17 protein-coding genes and 2 pseudogenes are annotated in these 15831 nt (G+C 51.2%); 15 read left to right on the plus strand and 4 right to left on the minus strand.

Annotated features, from left to right (window positions below):
* Positions 1-196: 196 nt before the first annotated feature.
* From DESFRDRAFT_RS11760 to DESFRDRAFT_RS23275, 13 genes and pseudogenes are all read left to right on the plus strand, one after another.
* Positions 197-746 (plus strand): annotated as a pseudogene (locus DESFRDRAFT_RS11760) (integrase core domain-containing protein); the annotation flags it as partial.
* 115 nt (positions 747-861) lie between these two features.
* A complete protein-coding gene (gene neuC, locus DESFRDRAFT_RS11765) occupies positions 862-2031 on the plus strand; it encodes a UDP-N-acetylglucosamine 2-epimerase (protein ID WP_005994168.1) in 1170 nt (389 codons plus the stop codon).
* A 1-nt stretch (position 2032) separates the two neighbouring features.
* On the plus strand, positions 2033-3100 hold the full coding sequence (neuB, locus tag DESFRDRAFT_RS21365; protein WP_081458471.1) for an N-acetylneuraminate synthase: 1068 nt from the start codon (positions 2033-2035) through the stop codon (positions 3098-3100).
* On the plus strand, positions 3093-3725 hold the full coding sequence (locus DESFRDRAFT_RS21370) for an acetyltransferase (protein WP_158306972.1): 633 nt from the start codon (positions 3093-3095) through the stop codon (positions 3723-3725). The genes neuB and DESFRDRAFT_RS21370 overlap by 8 nt, the downstream gene beginning before the upstream one ends.
* Before the next feature lie 5 nt (positions 3726-3730).
* The gene (locus DESFRDRAFT_RS21375; RefSeq protein WP_081458484.1) at positions 3731-4789 is read left to right on the plus strand and encodes a nucleotidyltransferase family protein; all 1059 of its coding nucleotides are present in this window, start codon (positions 3731-3733) and stop codon (positions 4787-4789) included.
* Positions 4783-5466, plus strand: coding sequence for an acylneuraminate cytidylyltransferase family protein (locus DESFRDRAFT_RS11780; RefSeq protein WP_005994176.1), 684 nt, complete (start codon positions 4783-4785; stop codon positions 5464-5466). The genes DESFRDRAFT_RS21375 and DESFRDRAFT_RS11780 overlap by 7 nt, the downstream gene beginning before the upstream one ends.
* Entirely contained in the window at positions 5466-6788 is a 1323-nt protein-coding gene (locus DESFRDRAFT_RS11785) for an N-acetyl sugar amidotransferase (protein WP_005994178.1), read from the plus strand. The genes DESFRDRAFT_RS11780 and DESFRDRAFT_RS11785 overlap by 1 nt, the downstream gene beginning before the upstream one ends.
* Before the next feature lie 2 nt (positions 6789-6790).
* A complete protein-coding gene (gene hisF / locus DESFRDRAFT_RS11790; protein WP_005994180.1) occupies positions 6791-7564 on the plus strand; it encodes an imidazole glycerol phosphate synthase subunit HisF in 774 nt (257 codons plus the stop codon).
* A 3-nt stretch (positions 7565-7567) separates the two neighbouring features.
* Complete coding sequence (gene hisH / locus DESFRDRAFT_RS11795; protein WP_005994181.1) at positions 7568-8212, plus strand: imidazole glycerol phosphate synthase subunit HisH; 645 nt, start codon at positions 7568-7570, stop codon at positions 8210-8212.
* 1 nt (position 8213) lies between these two features.
* Entirely contained in the window at positions 8214-9179 is a 966-nt protein-coding gene (locus tag DESFRDRAFT_RS11800; RefSeq protein WP_005994182.1) for a Rossmann-fold NAD(P)-binding domain-containing protein, read from the plus strand.
* A gap of 18 nt (positions 9180-9197) precedes the next feature.
* Positions 9198-10154, plus strand: a complete 957-nt coding sequence (locus tag DESFRDRAFT_RS11805; RefSeq protein WP_005994184.1) for a Gfo/Idh/MocA family oxidoreductase — start codon at positions 9198-9200, stop codon at positions 10152-10154.
* Positions 10151-11893 carry a hypothetical protein gene (locus DESFRDRAFT_RS22205; protein ID WP_005994186.1) on the plus strand — a complete coding sequence of 581 codons (1743 nt, stop codon included), beginning with the start codon at positions 10151-10153 and terminating at the stop codon, positions 11891-11893. The genes DESFRDRAFT_RS11805 and DESFRDRAFT_RS22205 overlap by 4 nt, the downstream gene beginning before the upstream one ends.
* 286 nt (positions 11894-12179) lie before the next feature.
* Positions 12180-12566, plus strand: coding sequence for a helix-turn-helix domain-containing protein (locus tag DESFRDRAFT_RS23275; protein WP_144005025.1), 387 nt, complete (start codon positions 12180-12182; stop codon positions 12564-12566).
* Here the strand turns inward: DESFRDRAFT_RS23275 and DESFRDRAFT_RS23280 are convergent.
* Entirely contained in the window at positions 12543-12683 is a 141-nt protein-coding gene (locus DESFRDRAFT_RS23280) for a transposase (protein WP_407918617.1), read from the minus strand. The genes DESFRDRAFT_RS23275 and DESFRDRAFT_RS23280 overlap by 24 nt on opposite strands.
* Positions 12684-12874: 191 nt before the next feature.
* On the opposite strand from DESFRDRAFT_RS23280, the gene DESFRDRAFT_RS22215 reads away from it, so the two are divergent.
* Positions 12875-14053, plus strand: a complete 1179-nt coding sequence (locus tag DESFRDRAFT_RS22215; RefSeq protein ID WP_005994188.1) for a polysialyltransferase family glycosyltransferase — start codon at positions 12875-12877, stop codon at positions 14051-14053.
* Between the two features lie 93 nt (positions 14054-14146).
* Positions 14147-15181, plus strand: a pseudogene (locus DESFRDRAFT_RS21385) (DDE-type integrase/transposase/recombinase).
* 62 nt (positions 15182-15243) lie between these two features.
* Here the strand turns inward: DESFRDRAFT_RS21385 and DESFRDRAFT_RS23115 are convergent.
* The 3 genes from DESFRDRAFT_RS23115 to DESFRDRAFT_RS21400 are packed head-to-tail and all read right to left on the minus strand — an operon-like array spanning position 15244 to position 15827.
* Positions 15244-15531, minus strand: a complete 288-nt coding sequence (locus tag DESFRDRAFT_RS23115; RefSeq protein WP_081458473.1) for a helix-turn-helix domain-containing protein — start codon at positions 15529-15531, stop codon at positions 15244-15246.
* Positions 15431-15637: an ATP-binding protein gene (locus DESFRDRAFT_RS21395; RefSeq protein WP_272913128.1), complete on the minus strand. Its 207-nt coding sequence runs from the start codon at positions 15635-15637 to the stop codon at positions 15431-15433. The genes DESFRDRAFT_RS23115 and DESFRDRAFT_RS21395 overlap by 101 nt, the downstream gene beginning before the upstream one ends.
* A gap of 31 nt (positions 15638-15668) precedes the next feature.
* Positions 15669-15827, minus strand: a complete 159-nt coding sequence (locus DESFRDRAFT_RS21400; protein ID WP_081458474.1) for a transposase domain-containing protein — start codon at positions 15825-15827, stop codon at positions 15669-15671.
* Positions 15828-15831 lie beyond the last annotated feature (4 nt).

A 15831-nucleotide genomic window follows, 5' to 3' on the forward strand; every position in this document is an offset into this window, starting at 1 on the left:
AGCAACTGTGGGGTGTCCGGTTTAGCGGGGGCAACTCCAGCATGGACACTAGAAGACTATCGATGTATTGACCTGCTCGGCTCTTTTCGCACCAGCTGAAACTCGAGAAGGTGGCTCCCGACGACGAAGCGCGGGTTGTCATAACGCAGGGCGTGTGCGCTGTTGTCCACCTCCCGCTCGACTTTGCACTACGAGTCGCGCCAGGAAACGCGTTGCGGGCTCACGTCCCCGACCGCAGTTGCCGAACGGGCCAAAGAGGTATGGGCTTACGATTTCGTGTTTGATACTTACGCCGACGGTCCGCAGGTGAAATGTTTGACACTCATCGATGAATATACCCGCGAGTGTCTGGCTATCGATGTAGCTGGGAGTATTCGCTCCGGGCCGGTGATTGGGGTGCTCTCGCGCCTTGCCAGCGAGACGCGCTATCTGCGCTCGGACAACGGGCCGGGGTTCGTGTCCAAAGCGTTGCTGCGCGGGGCTGCGAACGAATCGCTGGGCGTCGTCTTGATCGACGCCCGGTAAGCCCTGGCAGAATGGCATGGTCGAAAGCGTCAACGGGAAGTACCGAGACGAGTGCCTGTCCAAGGAGTGGTTTCGCTCAAGAGTGGAAGCCAAGGCCAATCATTGAGGACTGGCGCAAACAGTACAACGAAATCCGGCCTTACGCAAGCCTAGGGAAGATGACACCCAAGGCCTACGCAGGGATGATCGGCAACAACCTGAACCAGGGGGACCACCTTCAAGAATTGACTGGTCCGAAAAAAATGGCAAATGGTATGTTGGTTGTGCGCATAAAACAGATCTGGAAGCCAGCCTCGTCAAGCTCCCCAGCAGTTCTTTCCTTGCAGGAGGAACATAGTGGACTCGCGCCTTAAAATCTGCATCGTGACGGGGTCGCGCGCTGAATATGGTCTGCTCTACTGGCTGCTAAAGGACATTGCTGCTGACCCTGATCTTAAGTTGCAGATCATTGCGACGGGGATGCATTTGTCGCCTGAGTTTGGGCTTACGTATCGACAAATTGAAGTTGACGGTTTTACAATTGATGCCAAGGTCGAGATGTTGCTATCGGCGGATACACCCGTTGCCGTAACAAAATCCATGGGCCTTGGTGTTATCGGCTTTGCTGATGCCTTGGACCGCCTTGCGCCGGACATCATAATCGTTTTGGGGGATAGATTCGAAATTTTTGCGGCTGCTCAGGCCGCCATGGTGGCGCGAATTCCACTTGCGCACATCCATGGAGGTGAAACGTCTGAAGGGGCCTACGACGAAGGCATCCGCCACGCAATTAGCAAGATGGCGCAATGGCACTTTGTTGCCACAGAGCCCTACCGCCAGCGAGTGGTCCAGCTTGGTGAGGCACCACAGCGCGTGTTCAATGTGGGGGCTCCGGGCTTAGATCACCTTAGTCGCACGCAATTGCTCACACGTGAAGAACTGGAGCAGGTCCTGGATATGCGTTTGCGACAACCACTATTTGTGGTGACGTATCATCCGGTTACTCTGGGGATGGATTCGCCAGAAAAGGCCATGAAGGAGTTGATTGCCGGCCTTAGGAAATTCGAAGATGCCTCTATAGTGTTTACCTATCCCAACGCCGATAGCGGTGGGCGAGCCTTGCGTCAGATTATCAACAGCTTCGTGGCTGAAGATCTGCAGCGGATAAGAGCGTATACTTCACTTGGCCAGCAACGCTACCTAAGTCTTATACGCCAAGCCGACGTCATCGTTGGAAACTCGTCTAGCGGTCTTATAGAGGCACCGGCGCTTAAGACGGCCACAGTCAACATAGGTGACCGTCAGAAGGGACGCTTAAAGGCAAGCTCAGTCATCGATGCATCAGAGCATCGAACCGACATAGCCAAAGCGATACGGCACGCATTATCTCCAGAATTTCGCATCCAACTCCTGCAAACGCAGTCACTTTATGGCTGTGGCGATGCTAGTGCTTCAATATTGAGGCAGCTCAAGGCGCCACTACCAACAATTCAGAAATCTTTTTTTGATATCAAGCACAAATACTAATATGACCACTTTCGTTATTGCTGAAGCTGGAGTGAATCATAACGGGTCACTCGACTTAGCATTCCAATTGATTGAGGCTGCGGCAGAAGCCGGCGCAGATGTTGTAAAATTCCAAACTTTCCGCGCCGAGAACCTTGTGGCGAAACATGCGCCTAAAGCTGCCTATCAAAAGTGTACGACTGATCCTGACGAAAACCAGTTCAACATGATTCGAAAGCTCGAACTGGATAAACAGCAGCATGGATATCTTATAAACCACTGTCATAAATGTGGTATTGCCTTTATGTCGACACCTTTTGACTGCGATAGTTTACGACTGCTCACCGACTATTTCAAATTCGATACCATAAAGGTCTCCTCTGGCGATCTCACCAATGCACCGTTTCTTTTGGAGATCGCAGGTGTGGCAGCACAGGTCATTTTGTCCACGGGAATGTCCACGTTAGGAGAGGTTGAGGCTGCCCTTGGTGTGTTGGCCTTTGGCTTTGTGGCCCCCAAAGACGCAGTACCCTCACCAGAAGCCTTTGTGCAGGCTTACACATCAAAGGAAGGACAAGCCCTGCTACGGCAGCGTGTCACACTTTTGCACTGCACGACTGAGTATCCGGCTCCAATAATTGAGGTCAATTTGCGGGCCATGGACACCATGGCGCAAGCATTTGGGCTCCGGGTTGGCTATTCCGACCACACGCAGGGAATCCACATTCCAATCGCTGCCGTGGCGCGCGGTGCAACAATTATTGAGAAGCATTTTACCCTGGACCGCACTCTACCTGGCCCTGACCATCAAGCCTCACTGGAACCAGCAGAGCTTGCTGAAATGGTCTGTGCCATCCGTGATGTCGAGAGGTGTCTAGGCGATGGAATAAAGCGACCAGCACCTAGTGAGTGGAAGAATCGGCCCATTGCACGCAAGAGCCTCGTGGCAGCGCGAGCAACGCAGCGCTGTGACCCCTTGGTCCTTGTTTGCAAGCGTCCGGGCAATGGTTGTACCCCCTTTCGCTACTGGGAGCTGCAAGGCACGGCTGCAGGTCGTCATTACGAACGAGACGAGCTCATTGATGCCTGAAAGCAAGCTTGTCATGTTGGCGGGAGGAGGCCATGCGCGGGTACTCATCGATGCAGTTGAGCGAACTGGTGCATGTGTGAGCGCCATTTTGGATCCAGGCATTGCTGTTGGGCAAAAAATTTTGGGTGTTTCTGTGGTTGGGGACGAAAGTTGGCTTTCGACGATATCCCCCCTTGAGTTCACCTTGGTCAACGGCATTGGCGCACAGCCGCGATCCACTGCGCGACAAAGCGTGTATGACCGATGTCGTGAGTGCGGTTTTAGCTTTGCCACGGTACTCCACCCGGCAGCAGTGATCAGCGTGCATGTGGAGTTGTGTGAAGGTGCTCAACTGATGGCCGGTGCCATAGTACAGTGCAGCGCGCGTGTGGGTGTCAATACGATACTCAACACTGGATCAAGAATAGATCACGATTGTGAAATTGCTGATCACGCCTTTGTTGGTCCCGGTGCAATCCTTTGCGGCAATGTACATATTGGGAGAAAGGCTTTCGTTGGTGCTGGCGCTGTTGTGCTGCAGGGAAGAAGAATCGGTGCCGATGCAGTGGTTGCCGCTGGTGCAGTTGTAACAAAGGATGTTCCTGACGGAAGCTTGGTCAAGGGAAATCCTGCTGGTCAAATGTGATGAGTATGAAAAAATTACGTGACATGATTGTTAGCCCGCAAACGACATTGCGTGATGCCATCGCACACATTGATAGTACCGGTTCGCAGTTGGCAGTGGTGTTGCACGAAGACGGACGTTTGGCGGGGCTACTCAGTGACGGCGATGTGCGACGGGCCATCTTACGCGGATGCGATATGCAGGCTCCTGTGGCTGACTTTATGAATTGCAATCCGACTACGGCATCCATAAGCACGACATCAAGCGAGCTTTTGGCGCTGATGCGGCGCAAGGTGCTTCGTCACATTCCGCTTGTGGATGAAAACCTGCGTGTGGTTGAAATTGTCACACTTGAAGTTCTGACTGGCGTGGTCGAACACCCAAACTGGGTGGTGCTCATGGCTGGTGGACTGGGGACGCGCCTGCGGCCGCTGACAAAAACTTGCCCCAAACCCATGCTTCATGTGGCTGGTAAACCCATTTTAGAAGGTATTTTGGAAAATTTTCTGGAGCAAGGATTTCGTCGATTTTATCTATCCGTCAACTACTTAGCAGAAACAATTCAAGACTACTTTGGCGACGGTACTCGATATGGTGCAGAAATAAGGTACTTGCACGAGAACAAACGCTTGGGGACTGCTGGGGCATTGTCGTTATTGCCTACGCTACCAGTCGAACCGATTCTTGTCATGAATGGTGATCTAATAACGCGAATGCGCTTTGACGAAATGCTCAAATTCCACGAAGAGCATAGGAGCTCCGCGACAATGGCGGTGCGCGAATATGATTTTCAGATACCTTACGGAGTTGTAAATATTGATGGCGTTCGTATTACTTCAATTGAGGAAAAACCGGTTCATAACTTTTTTGTGAATGCTGGAATCTATGCTCTCTCGCCTGAGGTGCGCGGTTATATTCCAGGTGATACCCACTTTGACATGCCCATGCTTTTCGACAAACTGCGAGATGGCGGGATAGTCACCACAGCCTATCCACTGCATGAATACTGGCTGGATGTGGGCCGCATGGAAGAACTAGAGCGTGCAAGGTCAATATGCTCTGCTTCTGGGAAAGACACATGTTAGCCGGAGGAACTGTACTTGCAATCATACCGGCTCGGGGTGGCTCAAAAGGTGTTTCCGGAAAGAACATCCGAGAAGTCGGCGGCAAGCCCCTTATCGCTTGGACCATAGAAGCCGCCAAGGGATCTCGATTCGTCGATAGAGTTATTTTGTCGTCTGATGACTCCACCATCATAGGTGTGGCATTGGCGCATGGGTGCGAAGTGCCTTTCACGCGCGAGGCGAGGCTTGCACAAGACGACACCCCTTCCATTGATGTGGTTTTCGACGCGATAGAACGCTGCCCTGGCTTTGACTGGGTGCTCCTTCTGCAGCCAACATCGCCGCTCCGCACTGCTGAGCATATTGACAGTGCTATGAAACACTGCCAGCAGCATAACGCACCATCGTGCGTATCGGTCTGCCAAGCAAAAGAGAGTCCCTATTGGATGTTTACACTTTGCAAAGGCAACAAACTGCAGCCACTCTTACCTGCGGCAGAGTTTGCCCGTCGACAGGATCTTCCACCGGTTTTCATTCTCAATGGTGCAATCTATCTTGCCCGCACAGAGTGGATGATGAAGCATAAAAAATTTATTTCGCTGGGCACAGTTGCTTATGAAATGCCTGACGAGCTTTCAATTGACTTGGACACAGAGTCAGACTTTCAGCAACTAAAGTTCTTTATGGAGAACAAATAATGAGTAGGTATCCGCGTCGCCGTACATTCGACATAGAGCCTTTCACGCGAACTTCGGATCTACATGACATTCGTTATGGATTGCCGCATGATGTGCACTTTTGCAAGAAATGCGTCATTTCCAATCAGCGGCCAAACTCTGCTGTTGAGTACGGTCACACCAAAGACAGCATGAAGACGACAATCCACTTTGGCAAGGACGGCGTCTGTGATGCGTGTCGCATGGCGGAGCAAAAAAACAAAACTATCGACTGGAGCGAACGCGAGCAGTCCTTGCGCGATCTGTGTGAGAGACATCGCCGCAACGACGGAGCTTACGACTGCGTTGTGCCGGGGTCTGGGGGCAAGGACAGCTTCTACGCCGCCCACATACTCAGAACCACGTATGGGATGCATCCGCTGACAGTTACGTGGGCTCCCCATGTCTACACCGAGTGGGGCTGGAAAAACTTTCAAAGCTGGATTCATGCTGGCTTTGACAACTTCTTATGTACCCCAAACGGGCGCATTCACCGCTTGATTACGCGCCTGGCCGTGGAAAATCTGTTCCATCCTTTTCAACCCTTCATGTTCGGACAGAAGGCTTTGGCCCCAAAAATGGCCTTGCTTCACAAGATTCCGCTGGTATTTTACGGCGAGAACGAGGCCGAATACGGGAACCCCATTGCCGACACACAAACCGCCAAGCGGGATTGGTCATACTTTACGGCATCGGACAAGTCCAACATTTACTTAGGTGGCACATCACTCTCTGATCTGAAGGAGCACTTCGGCGTCCAGGAATACGAGCTTCAGCCCTATCTACCCGCCAATCCAGAACACATAGAGCAGCAAAAAATTGAGGTGCACTACTTAGGCTACTACCTTAAATGGCACCCGCAAAGTTGCTATTACTACTCTGTGGAGCACGGCGGTTTTCAAGCCTCCCCAGAGCGTACACCAGGCACCTACAGCAAATACAACAGTATTGATGATCGCATCGACGATTTTCATTATTACACGACCTTCATTAAATTTGGGATCGGTCGTGCGACCTATGATGCAGCGCAAGAAATTCGCTCGGGTGATATTACACGAGATGAAGGGGTGGCGCTGGTTAAGAAATTTGATGGTGAGTTCCCCGAACGCTTTGCAAACGAAATCTTCCACTACCTCAGCATCCCCGCAAACGAGTTCCCCGAAGCGAGCAAGATGTTTGAGCAGCCCATTATGGACCGCGAATACTTCATGCATCTGGCCGACACCTTCCGGTCACCGCATCTTTGGAAATTTGAAGACGGTGAATGGAAGCTCCGTCGGCAGGTTTGGCAGCAGGGTGTGTGAGTATGGCTGGCGTACGACTTATCCCCCGGCTTGATATCAAGGGACCAAATCTGATCAAAGGCATTCACCTTGAAGGCCTGCGCGTGGTTGGTGATCCGCAACATTTTGCTCGTCGCTACTACGAGCAAGGTGCTGATGAATTGATCTACATGGATATCGTTGCAAGCCTTTATGGAAGAAACAGCCTTAATGAACTCGTAAGCAGAACCGCGCGCGATATTTTCATCCCCCTCACTGTTGGAGGAGGGATTCGATCTGTCGAAGACGTTCGTGAACTCTTGAGGGCAGGTGCCGATAAGGTTGCCATCAATACTGCAGCAGTTTTGCGCCCAGAGCTTATCTCTGAAGTCTCACAAGTCTTTGGTTCACAGTGTATGGTGGCATCGATTGAGGCCAAGTACATTGCAGACAACCGCTGGGAAGTCTTTACTGACAATGGTCGGGAACGCACGGGCTTGGATGTGCTCGAATGGGCGCAGAAGGCGGCATCCTTGGGCGCAGGTGAGATCCTACTGACCTCAGTAGATCAGGAGGGGACGCGAAAAGGTTTCGATATCGCTTTGGTCAAAGCCGTAGCAGACTGCTGTCCCATACCAGTCATTGCAAGCGGCGGAATGGGGACAGTCGATCATTTGGTGGAGGTTGTGCAAAATGGTCATGCCAACGCAGTTGCCATTGCCGATGTGCTCCACTACGACCGCATTGCGCTACGAGACATCCAGATCATCGCTCGCAGAGAGGGTCTGGCGGTACGTCTGCTGGAAGAAAGGCACTAAGACATGGCAAAGCAGGTAACAGTCGTTGATTATGGAATAGGTAATATCTTTAGCGTTACCCATGCCTTTCGTCATTGCGGGGCAGAGGTTTTGCTTGCCGACAAGCCAAGCGACATCATGAATGCATCATGCTTGGTCCTACCAGGCGTGGGGGCTTTCTCAAAGGGCATGGACGGGCTTAGACAGCGTGGTCTGGTCGAGCCCCTGCAACAATATGCCGAAAGCGGTCGCCTTATGCTTGGCATTTGTCTTGGGATGCAAATGCTGCTTTCAGAAAGTTCGGAATTTGGCACCCATGCGGGTCTAAATATCATTGAGGGCAAAATCTTACCGATACAGCCCCAGTCTCGGTGCGGCGAAGCGCTCAAGGTTCCCCACATTGGGTGGGGTGAGTTGGCCCAGCCAAGTGGAGGTCCTTCATGGGACGCAACAATCATGAAGGATCTCAAAGAAGGGGACTCCTGCTACTTTGTGCACTCGTTCATGGCTGTTCCTGATAATCCAGCCCACCGCCTGGCAGATACCGAATATGGCGCCATCCAGATTTGCGCAGTTGTGGCAAAGGATAACATCTATGGATGTCAGTTCCATCCCGAAAAAAGTGGTTCGGTGGGGATGAAGATCATTCGCAGCTTTTTGGGAGACTAACATGTTCAGAGTAAAGATCGTTGGGGCAGGGCAACTGGGAAGCAGGCATCTCCAGGCCCTGAAAGCAGTGAAATACCCCCTAGATATCCAGGTGATTGATCCTTCCGAAGCATCACTGCAGGTCGCAAAAGAGCGCTACGACGCGGTTGAATCTGGAGTCGGGCATGCCATCAGCTTTGCCACGCGTCTTCGCGACAGCGATTGCACGGATGTGGCTATCATTGCGACGAGTTCAGATGTTCGCAGGCAGGCTATTGACCATCTTTTTGACCTTTCAAAGCCGCGATTTCTCATTCTTGAGAAGTTGCTTTTTAATACGCGTCAGGACTACGCCTATGCCGAAAGTCGCTTTGCCGAGGCAGGAACCATGGTGTGGGTAAACTGCCCTATGCGGGTCATGCCCTGTTATGAACACATTCGGCAAGAATTGACCTCAGACCGTATGTCCTACCGTGTGACGGGTAGTCAGTTTGGCCTTGTGACCAACGCAATTCACTACCTAGATCATGTCGTTCACCTCTCTGGTTGCGGCGACTTCGAACTAAGCCTAGGCGAAATTGATAGCACTCCTATTAAGAGTAAGCGGCCAAGTTTCCTTGAACTAAATGGCAGATTGCGTGCCAATTTTGCCAATGGGACAACGTGTGAAATGACCTGCTATCCGACCGGAACGGCCCCGATTCTGGTCGAGATTTTCACCGAAAACCAGCGCTATGTGGTGAGGGAGTCTGAAGGCAAACTATGGCACGCAGAAGCAAGCACCAACTGGGTGTGGAATGAACGCGTAGCGACCATTCCCTATCAGAGTCAGCTCACAACTGAAATCGTCGAGTCTTTGCTTGCGTCAGGAGGGTGTGGGCTCACACCGTATGCAAGCTCTGTACGGACTCATCTAAGCTTGCTTGATCCGTTGCGGGAGTTAATTCGCGCACAGTCTTGTGAAGTCTCTGAATATCCATTCACCTAATATTGATAAAAAAATGAGATGACAAACGTGAGTATTCTGCTCGTCGGCGCTGGTCCTATGGCTGTCGAATATGCAAAAGTTTTCAAAGCGATTGGGATAGCACCTATCGTGGTTGGACGCTCAGAAGCATCGGCACAGAAGTTTACAGCCGAAACCGGGATTGCCGTGTCACGCGGAGGTCTTGACGCGTGGTTGGCGGATTCAAATCATTTCTTGCCTGAACGCGCTGTGGTTGCGGTTGGCGAAAAATGGGTCGGAGCGAGTGCAAAAGCACTGCTTACACATGGTGTACGCCAACTTTTGGTCGAAAAACCCGGTGGTTTTGATGCGGATGATATCCTTTCCGTAAATAACGCTGCCGCAAAGCAGCGGGCGACAGTCTACGTCGGCTACAACCGGCGCTTTTATGCCTCAGTTGAGGCCGCAAAGCGGATTATCGCCGAGGATGGCGGCGTCACCTCATTCAACTTCGAGTTTACCGAATGGAGTCACGTCATCGGACCGATCGAGAAGGAAGAAGGCGTAAAGGAGCAGTGGTTCCTCTCGAATTCGACGCATGTAATTGACCTTGCATTTTACCTTGGTGGAATGCCGCAAGAAATGTCGGCATATGCGCAAGGTGGTCTGGCTTGGCACCCAACATCATCTATCTTTGCTGGAGCTGGACGATCGGTACACGGTGCGCTTTTTTCCTACCAAGCCAACTGGGAGGCCCCCGGACGCTGGGGAGTAGAGGTGCTTACGCGTAAGCATCGGCTCATTTTTCGGCCGATTGAAAAGCTTCAGATCCAAAAAATCGGCAGCGTCGCCATAGAAATGGTCGAGGTTGATGACAGCTTGGACAAAGATTTCAAGCCAGGACTATACAAGCAGGTACATGCCTTTCTTGCCGAAGAATCGAATGTTCTCCCGACGATTTCCGAGCAGGTTTCCATGCTCGATTGGTACCTGCAGATTCGTGGTGATGTGAAATGAATGAGGCGTCCAATGTTCTGCTTTTTGTGACTATAAACACCCATCTTCGCGTTTTGATGGATGTGGCCGATCTCCTCAAATCATCGGGCCGATATACGCCGATATTCGTTTACTACCCATCGGCAGTCTTTGATTGCAATTATAATAACTGCCAGTCTGCGCCATATGAAAGCTACATTTGGACGAGTGAGCATTTGTATTCAGAAGGTTCTTTTGAGCCTGCGGCAGACTATTTTTCGAGTAGATGTTCTCATTCTACGCCCTTTAGTCAAATGACGACGGATAAGGTGGGGCATGAAAATGGAAAAGTTGACAATTTCTTTCGATGGCTTTCATCGCCGACAGACTTAGCTAAGAAGACCAAGGCGTTGCTCATTATGGTAGCCCAGGTGGTGCAATTAGTAATTTATGCGTACACTTTTTTACGAGTCGCACTCTTTAGCATCATACCTCCCTTGAACTTTCCCGCTCTGCAGCAGAGGGAGCAGAATGCTTTAAAAAAAAAGACAAGATTCCAACGATTTTTGTTACATTTCTATGCGTATAGGTGGGCGGAAATATCAAAGAGGAGGCAACGGGTTAACGTTAATCGTCTGCAGCTTTTAATTGAGAAGTTTGAAGACGATGTGCTCTATGGTTTAAAAGAACAGCAAGTTTTTTATGAACAGATTTCTTATTTTATTCAACAACAAATTCCTGCTCTTATTATATTGCCTGAGGATAACTTTTTTTTCAGAGGGAATTTCATAGTTCGTGCTGCACACTTGAATGCTGTCCCTGTTGCGATTGTTCCATTCACAATTGTCAATACACTCGAATGGGCGGAAGCATTTTTTAACGTAAGCGCTTATCAGGCGGATAGAGGGTGGAACAGGCTTTTCGCAAAAGCATTCCCTCATTGGGTTCTTGAACATAGAGGTCGTCAGCTCATATTCCCGGCGATCTATGTCCTTGGCTCCGAGTATTTTGGAATGACCCCAGATGTCCCTTGGCTGATAAGCAGCGGCCATACAGACGCGCTAGCCGCTGAAAGTCAATTTATGGTTGATTATTATATTCGCGCAGGGATACGTAGGGACAAGATACGCCTCACGGGCGCGCTTTCCGATGACACGCTTTTTTTTCATCTCTCTGAGCGGGACCGGCAATGTAAGAAATTGGGTGCCCGTTGTGGCATTGAAATGAAAGATAAGATCGTCTTGATTGCTTTACCTCCGGATCAATTTACCACTGAAAACTGGAAAAACGATGAATTTGATTGCTACGATACACTCATACTATTTTTGGTTGGGGTTGTCACTGAGTTGAGTGGCAATAATTTTACTGTACTGATTAATTTGCATCCACGAATAACACTTGAAAAGGTTGCCTGTCTGGCAAATTGCGGAGCAACAATCGTAATGGAACCTATTGAGCGTTTGGTTCCGCTTGCCGACCTATATGTTGCCGTTACCTCTGCAACAATCAGGTTGGCTATTTCATGTGGAGTTCCTGTCGTTAATTATGATGCATACCAATATAACTATGACGACTTCAAAGGATTGTCCGGTGTCTGTGAGGTACGCTCTAAGCAGGAGTACAGGGCAATTCTCAACTCACTGCTGAATGACCCGCAGTTCTATTCGCGAGTTCATGAGGCGCAAAAAGCTTCAGAAAACAACTTTTGCCATCTTGATGGGAAAGCTGGTGAGCGCATGTTGGCTTTGTTTGATGATCTTGTCAGTGCGTATCTGCAGTAGCTAGCTTGATTTTGCAGACGACTTATTTAAACTGATTAACAAGCTTATCATGAAGACAACTTAAACGCGCTTGCCACAAGCACGTGCGTTTGTTTTGGGTATACTTGACGGCGACACAATTGTATTATGGGAAATACTCTCAAAGAAATATTTATGAATAAGCTTCCAAATCGGTCATATCGTGCGCTCGCAATGTTTATAAATTCAGATTACTGACTTGGATTGGCCTAGAGTTTTCTTTGACACCAATTTGGCGGTATGCAAATGCCGTCCAGGACGGTGTCGAATGAAAATCGAGGGAGGAGCGCCCAAGCGATTCTGGGCGCGGCACAAGACCCAGGCTCTCCTCAGACTTCTTCGCGGGGAAAACATTGATCTGGTCAGCCAGAAGCTGGTGGTCACCGCCGCCACGCTGTCCCAGTGGCGTGACACCTTTCTGGGGGCTGGTGAATCAGGCCTGAAATCGCATCCGGTGAAGGAATCAAGGAGAAGATCGGCGCGCAAGCCATGGAAAATGAGCTGCTTTGAGAGAAAAACGCCCGACTGGAGCAAAACCGCTCTTTGGCACACCGGAGTGCCAAGCCGCCTCTGCCTCCACCGGGAGTGTCTACGGCCGGCTCTTGTCTGTCGCATCTGGAATGTCTCCAAATTAGCGAAGCCAGATGAGGCATGACGCAATGGTGAGCATGGTCAGAAAGGTTCTGGCCAGTTTTTCATAACGGGTTGCGATACGACGGAATTCTTTGATTTTACAGAAGAAGCATTCAATCAGGTGTCGCTCTTTGACCACCAACCGGACTATAGCTTAACCTCGCCGCCAACCTGCACAACCAACTGGGGCACCTCATCCTTAGCCATCTTCAAAACCATTCCAGACTAACACGGGCAGGCCATCATGACTAAGGCATGTTGGCGTCCACTTCTCTGGCGTGGAATTTTTCCTTGATACTCAGGTAAGATGCTACTTTTTGGATTAGATATATGACCACAATTGCAGAGTCAAAGAATCATGTGCTTCTTCTGGCGTATACCCCATGTAACTTGATCATGGGCTTCGCGGCTCATCATACGGTTGCCCCAAATGCTATTTTAGACGTTCTTTATTGTGGGGCCACTGACAAAAATGAACTTTTCATACGGCAATTGGCTGACACCTGTCCCTCGATAGCCTCGATTACATTTCTGTCCTGGGAGCGTCTGGAGAAAATGGCCAGCAGCAGCTATCCCCTCACCGCACGATGGGCGCTGCCACTTACAAAGGGCTGGCTTGAGAGAAGGGCGGGAGAACGCTTGAAATCTGTCTGCCCGACCCCCTGGTATGACATAGTGTTTTACCCGCATGATGCCGTTGGCCAAGCTCTCGGGCTCGCTCGGGCTGCATGGCCTATGGCCAGCTTTGTGTGGATCGGCGATTCTTTTGGCATTTTCGTGGAGAAAAAAGCACATTTTGACCTGCTTGGTCTCCGCGTTGTCAAACATCCTTTTCTGCGCGAAATAAAACCATCACAGGCCACTGCCTGTCTGCCGGTTGACCAGAGCGGCTACGCACTGAAAGACATCCCTTTAACTACGATTTCACGGCAGACCATCCTGGAGATATTGCATCTGATCCATGACTCACTTCCAGAGCTGACAGGTTATCTGGAAGATCTGCGACATCGTCATGCTGGTCGGACGGAAATCTTCCTTATGACGGAGAACCATGCAGAATTAGGCTATATCACTCTTAAACAAGAGTGCGCTATGTATGCTGATCTGTTAGTTCAATACGCCAGTAAAGGCAGTGTTGTCTATGTCAAACCACATCCAGGCGAGATTTTTGAACGTCATGAGCCTCTCATAACTGCCATTGCTGGACATTGCGACATTGTTACCATTTCTCCACATTTTAGATCCATCCCCGTTGAGCTCATGTTTGAGCTTATTTTGAATTGTGAACTCTGTATTAGCATGTCTAACCCTCGTCTTTCATTGAAATTCCTTTACAACAAAGACGTGCTCAACCCAGCTGAACCACAATTCGTAGAACGTTGGTTTGACCCAGCGTCATGGCGGCTTTACAACGATTCGTACCTCCTCTACGAGAACCCTCGAGAGGCCTTGCGAACCTGGGATGGCCAGGGAGTGCTCTGGTCCGGTGACTTGCCTGATCGCGTTTGAAGGTTTTTACGAAAGCCTCATTGGGTCAGCTGGTCGCGGAAAACTGGGCAGCCTGCTAAGCTATAGTCCTCAAGTGATGAGGGACGGTTTTCGATGTCCCAGCGACGGAAGTTTTCAGCGGAGTTTAAGGCCAAAGTGGCCCTTGAGGCCTGTCCGGTGAGTTGACCTTGGCGGAGCTGGCCAGGAAATACGACGTGCACCCGACGCAGATCGCCGGTTGGAAGCGTCAGGCCAAAGGCGGCATGGTTGCGGCCTTTTCCGGGAAGGTGGCGAGCGTGCAGAAGGATGCCCCCGCCGAAATCCGAGAACTCCACGCCAAGATCGGGCAGTTGACCGTGGAAAAAGATTTTTTAGAGCGGGCCTTCGCCAAACGGTGAGTCGCGGGCGAAGGCGTGGGATGGTCGATCGTGGGCATCCCCGACTCAGTATTTCCCGACAGTGCCACATCCTCGGGCTGGCCAGGTCGACTTGGTATCATCGCCCGAAGGGCGAGTCGGCCATGAACCTGGACCTGATGCGGCGAATCGACGAGCAGTTTCTGGAGACGCCGTTTTACGGATCGCGCCAGATGCGGCTGCATTTGCGGCATCAGGGCATCGTGATCGGACGAGAACGTGTGCGACGTTTGATGCGCAGGATGGGGCTGATGGCGATCTACCAGAAGCCCAAGACCAGTCAGCCGCATCCAGGGCACAAGATCTATGCGACTTCCTGGTCATGGACTGGCACAGTCGAGCCGTGCTGGCCTGGCGGCTCTCCAACACTTTGGACGCGGATTTTTGCATCGCCGCCTTGGAAGAGGCCATGAATCGCTACGGGGTGCCGGAAATCTTCAACACGGACCAGGGCTCGCAGTTCACCAGCCTGGAATTCACCCAGGCGCTCAAGGATGCCGGTGTCGCCATCTCCATGGATGGCAAAGGCCGGTGGATGGACAGTGTCTTTATCGAGCGGCTGTGGCGCTCGGTGAAATGGGAGTGCGTCTACCTGCGAGAGTTCGAAACCGGCAGCCAGGCGCTCGGAAACTGGTTTCATTTCTACAACGAGCAGCGACCGCATACGGCTTTTGACGGTCGCCGTCCCATGGGCGTATACCGGGATGGCCACTCGGCCTCCAAGGCGGCATGAGCACTAACCGGACTATAGCTTAACTGCGCCGCTAAACTGTCCAACCAACTCGGACCACCTCATTAAAAAAATAAATCGGGATTGACGTTGAACCGTTTGGCAAATTTTTTAGCAGTTTCTTTGCTGATCCCCCGCTTGCCGGCCAAGATAGCAGAAATATAGCTTTGCGGCGCACAATCGGTCATGTCATTGACCGCCCTAATGGAGCCACTTGGGGTGGCGATACCGGGGATCGGACGCATCGAAAAGTTAGGTGTTTTCCTCCGCACCGGCAACGCGATTTTTGAGCGCCGCCTCCTCTCGGGAGCTTCGATAGCTCCTTCCTTCGAGAATGACTTTGTAGGCTCCATGCCTGATCCGGTCCAAAGTAGCCGCACCAAGCAGCTTGTTATTGAAGGCTTCCCCCCATTCGGAGAAATCCAGGTTGCTGGTGAGTAAGCGCTCAATAAGGCGCATCTTGTCAGGGCAATCGGAAGGCGCCAGAAGTTCAGGTAGGGATAATCAGGCTTTTGGGAGCGATGTACGGTGGCAGGAGGGCCTTGCGCTGGGCGTCGGAAGTTGCCGTCGGCAAGTGCTCAAAGAGGTGACGCAGATAACGGTACGGCACCAGGCCGTTGACCTTGGCGGTCTCGGTGAGAGAGTACAGGGTG

Source organism: Solidesulfovibrio fructosivorans JJ] (assembly GCF_000179555.1).
Taxonomy (GTDB): Bacteria; Desulfobacterota; Desulfovibrionia; order Desulfovibrionales; family Desulfovibrionaceae; genus Solidesulfovibrio; species Solidesulfovibrio fructosivorans.

Coding starts and splice junctions, on each gene's coding strand:
- neuB (WP_081458471.1), top strand. CDS start 2,033: ATGACCACTTTCGTTATTGCTGAAGCTGGAGTGAATCATAACGGGTCA.
- DESFRDRAFT_RS21370 (WP_158306972.1), top strand. CDS start 3,093: ATGCCTGAAAGCAAGCTTGTCATGTTGGCGGGAGGAGGCCATGCGCGG.
- DESFRDRAFT_RS21375 (WP_081458484.1), top strand. CDS start 3,731: ATGAAAAAATTACGTGACATGATTGTTAGCCCGCAAACGACATTGCGT.
- DESFRDRAFT_RS11780 (WP_005994176.1), top strand. CDS start 4,783: ATGTTAGCCGGAGGAACTGTACTTGCAATCATACCGGCTCGGGGTGGC.
- DESFRDRAFT_RS11785 (WP_005994178.1), top strand. CDS start 5,466: ATGAGTAGGTATCCGCGTCGCCGTACATTCGACATAGAGCCTTTCACG.
- hisF (WP_005994180.1), top strand. CDS start 6,791: ATGGCTGGCGTACGACTTATCCCCCGGCTTGATATCAAGGGACCAAAT.
- hisH (WP_005994181.1), top strand. CDS start 7,568: ATGGCAAAGCAGGTAACAGTCGTTGATTATGGAATAGGTAATATCTTT.
- DESFRDRAFT_RS11800 (WP_005994182.1), top strand. CDS start 8,214: ATGTTCAGAGTAAAGATCGTTGGGGCAGGGCAACTGGGAAGCAGGCAT.
- DESFRDRAFT_RS11805 (WP_005994184.1), top strand. CDS start 9,198: ATGACAAACGTGAGTATTCTGCTCGTCGGCGCTGGTCCTATGGCTGTC.
- DESFRDRAFT_RS22205 (WP_005994186.1), top strand. CDS start 10,151: ATGAATGAGGCGTCCAATGTTCTGCTTTTTGTGACTATAAACACCCAT.
- DESFRDRAFT_RS23275 (WP_144005025.1), top strand. CDS start 12,180: ATGAAAATCGAGGGAGGAGCGCCCAAGCGATTCTGGGCGCGGCACAAG.
- DESFRDRAFT_RS22215 (WP_005994188.1), top strand. CDS start 12,875: ATGACCACAATTGCAGAGTCAAAGAATCATGTGCTTCTTCTGGCGTAT.
- DESFRDRAFT_RS23115 (WP_081458473.1), bottom strand. CDS start 15,531: ATGGAGCCTACAAAGTCATTCTCGAAGGAAGGAGCTATCGAAGCTCCC.
- DESFRDRAFT_RS21395 (WP_272913128.1), bottom strand. CDS start 15,637: ATGCGCCTTATTGAGCGCTTACTCACCAGCAACCTGGATTTCTCCGAA.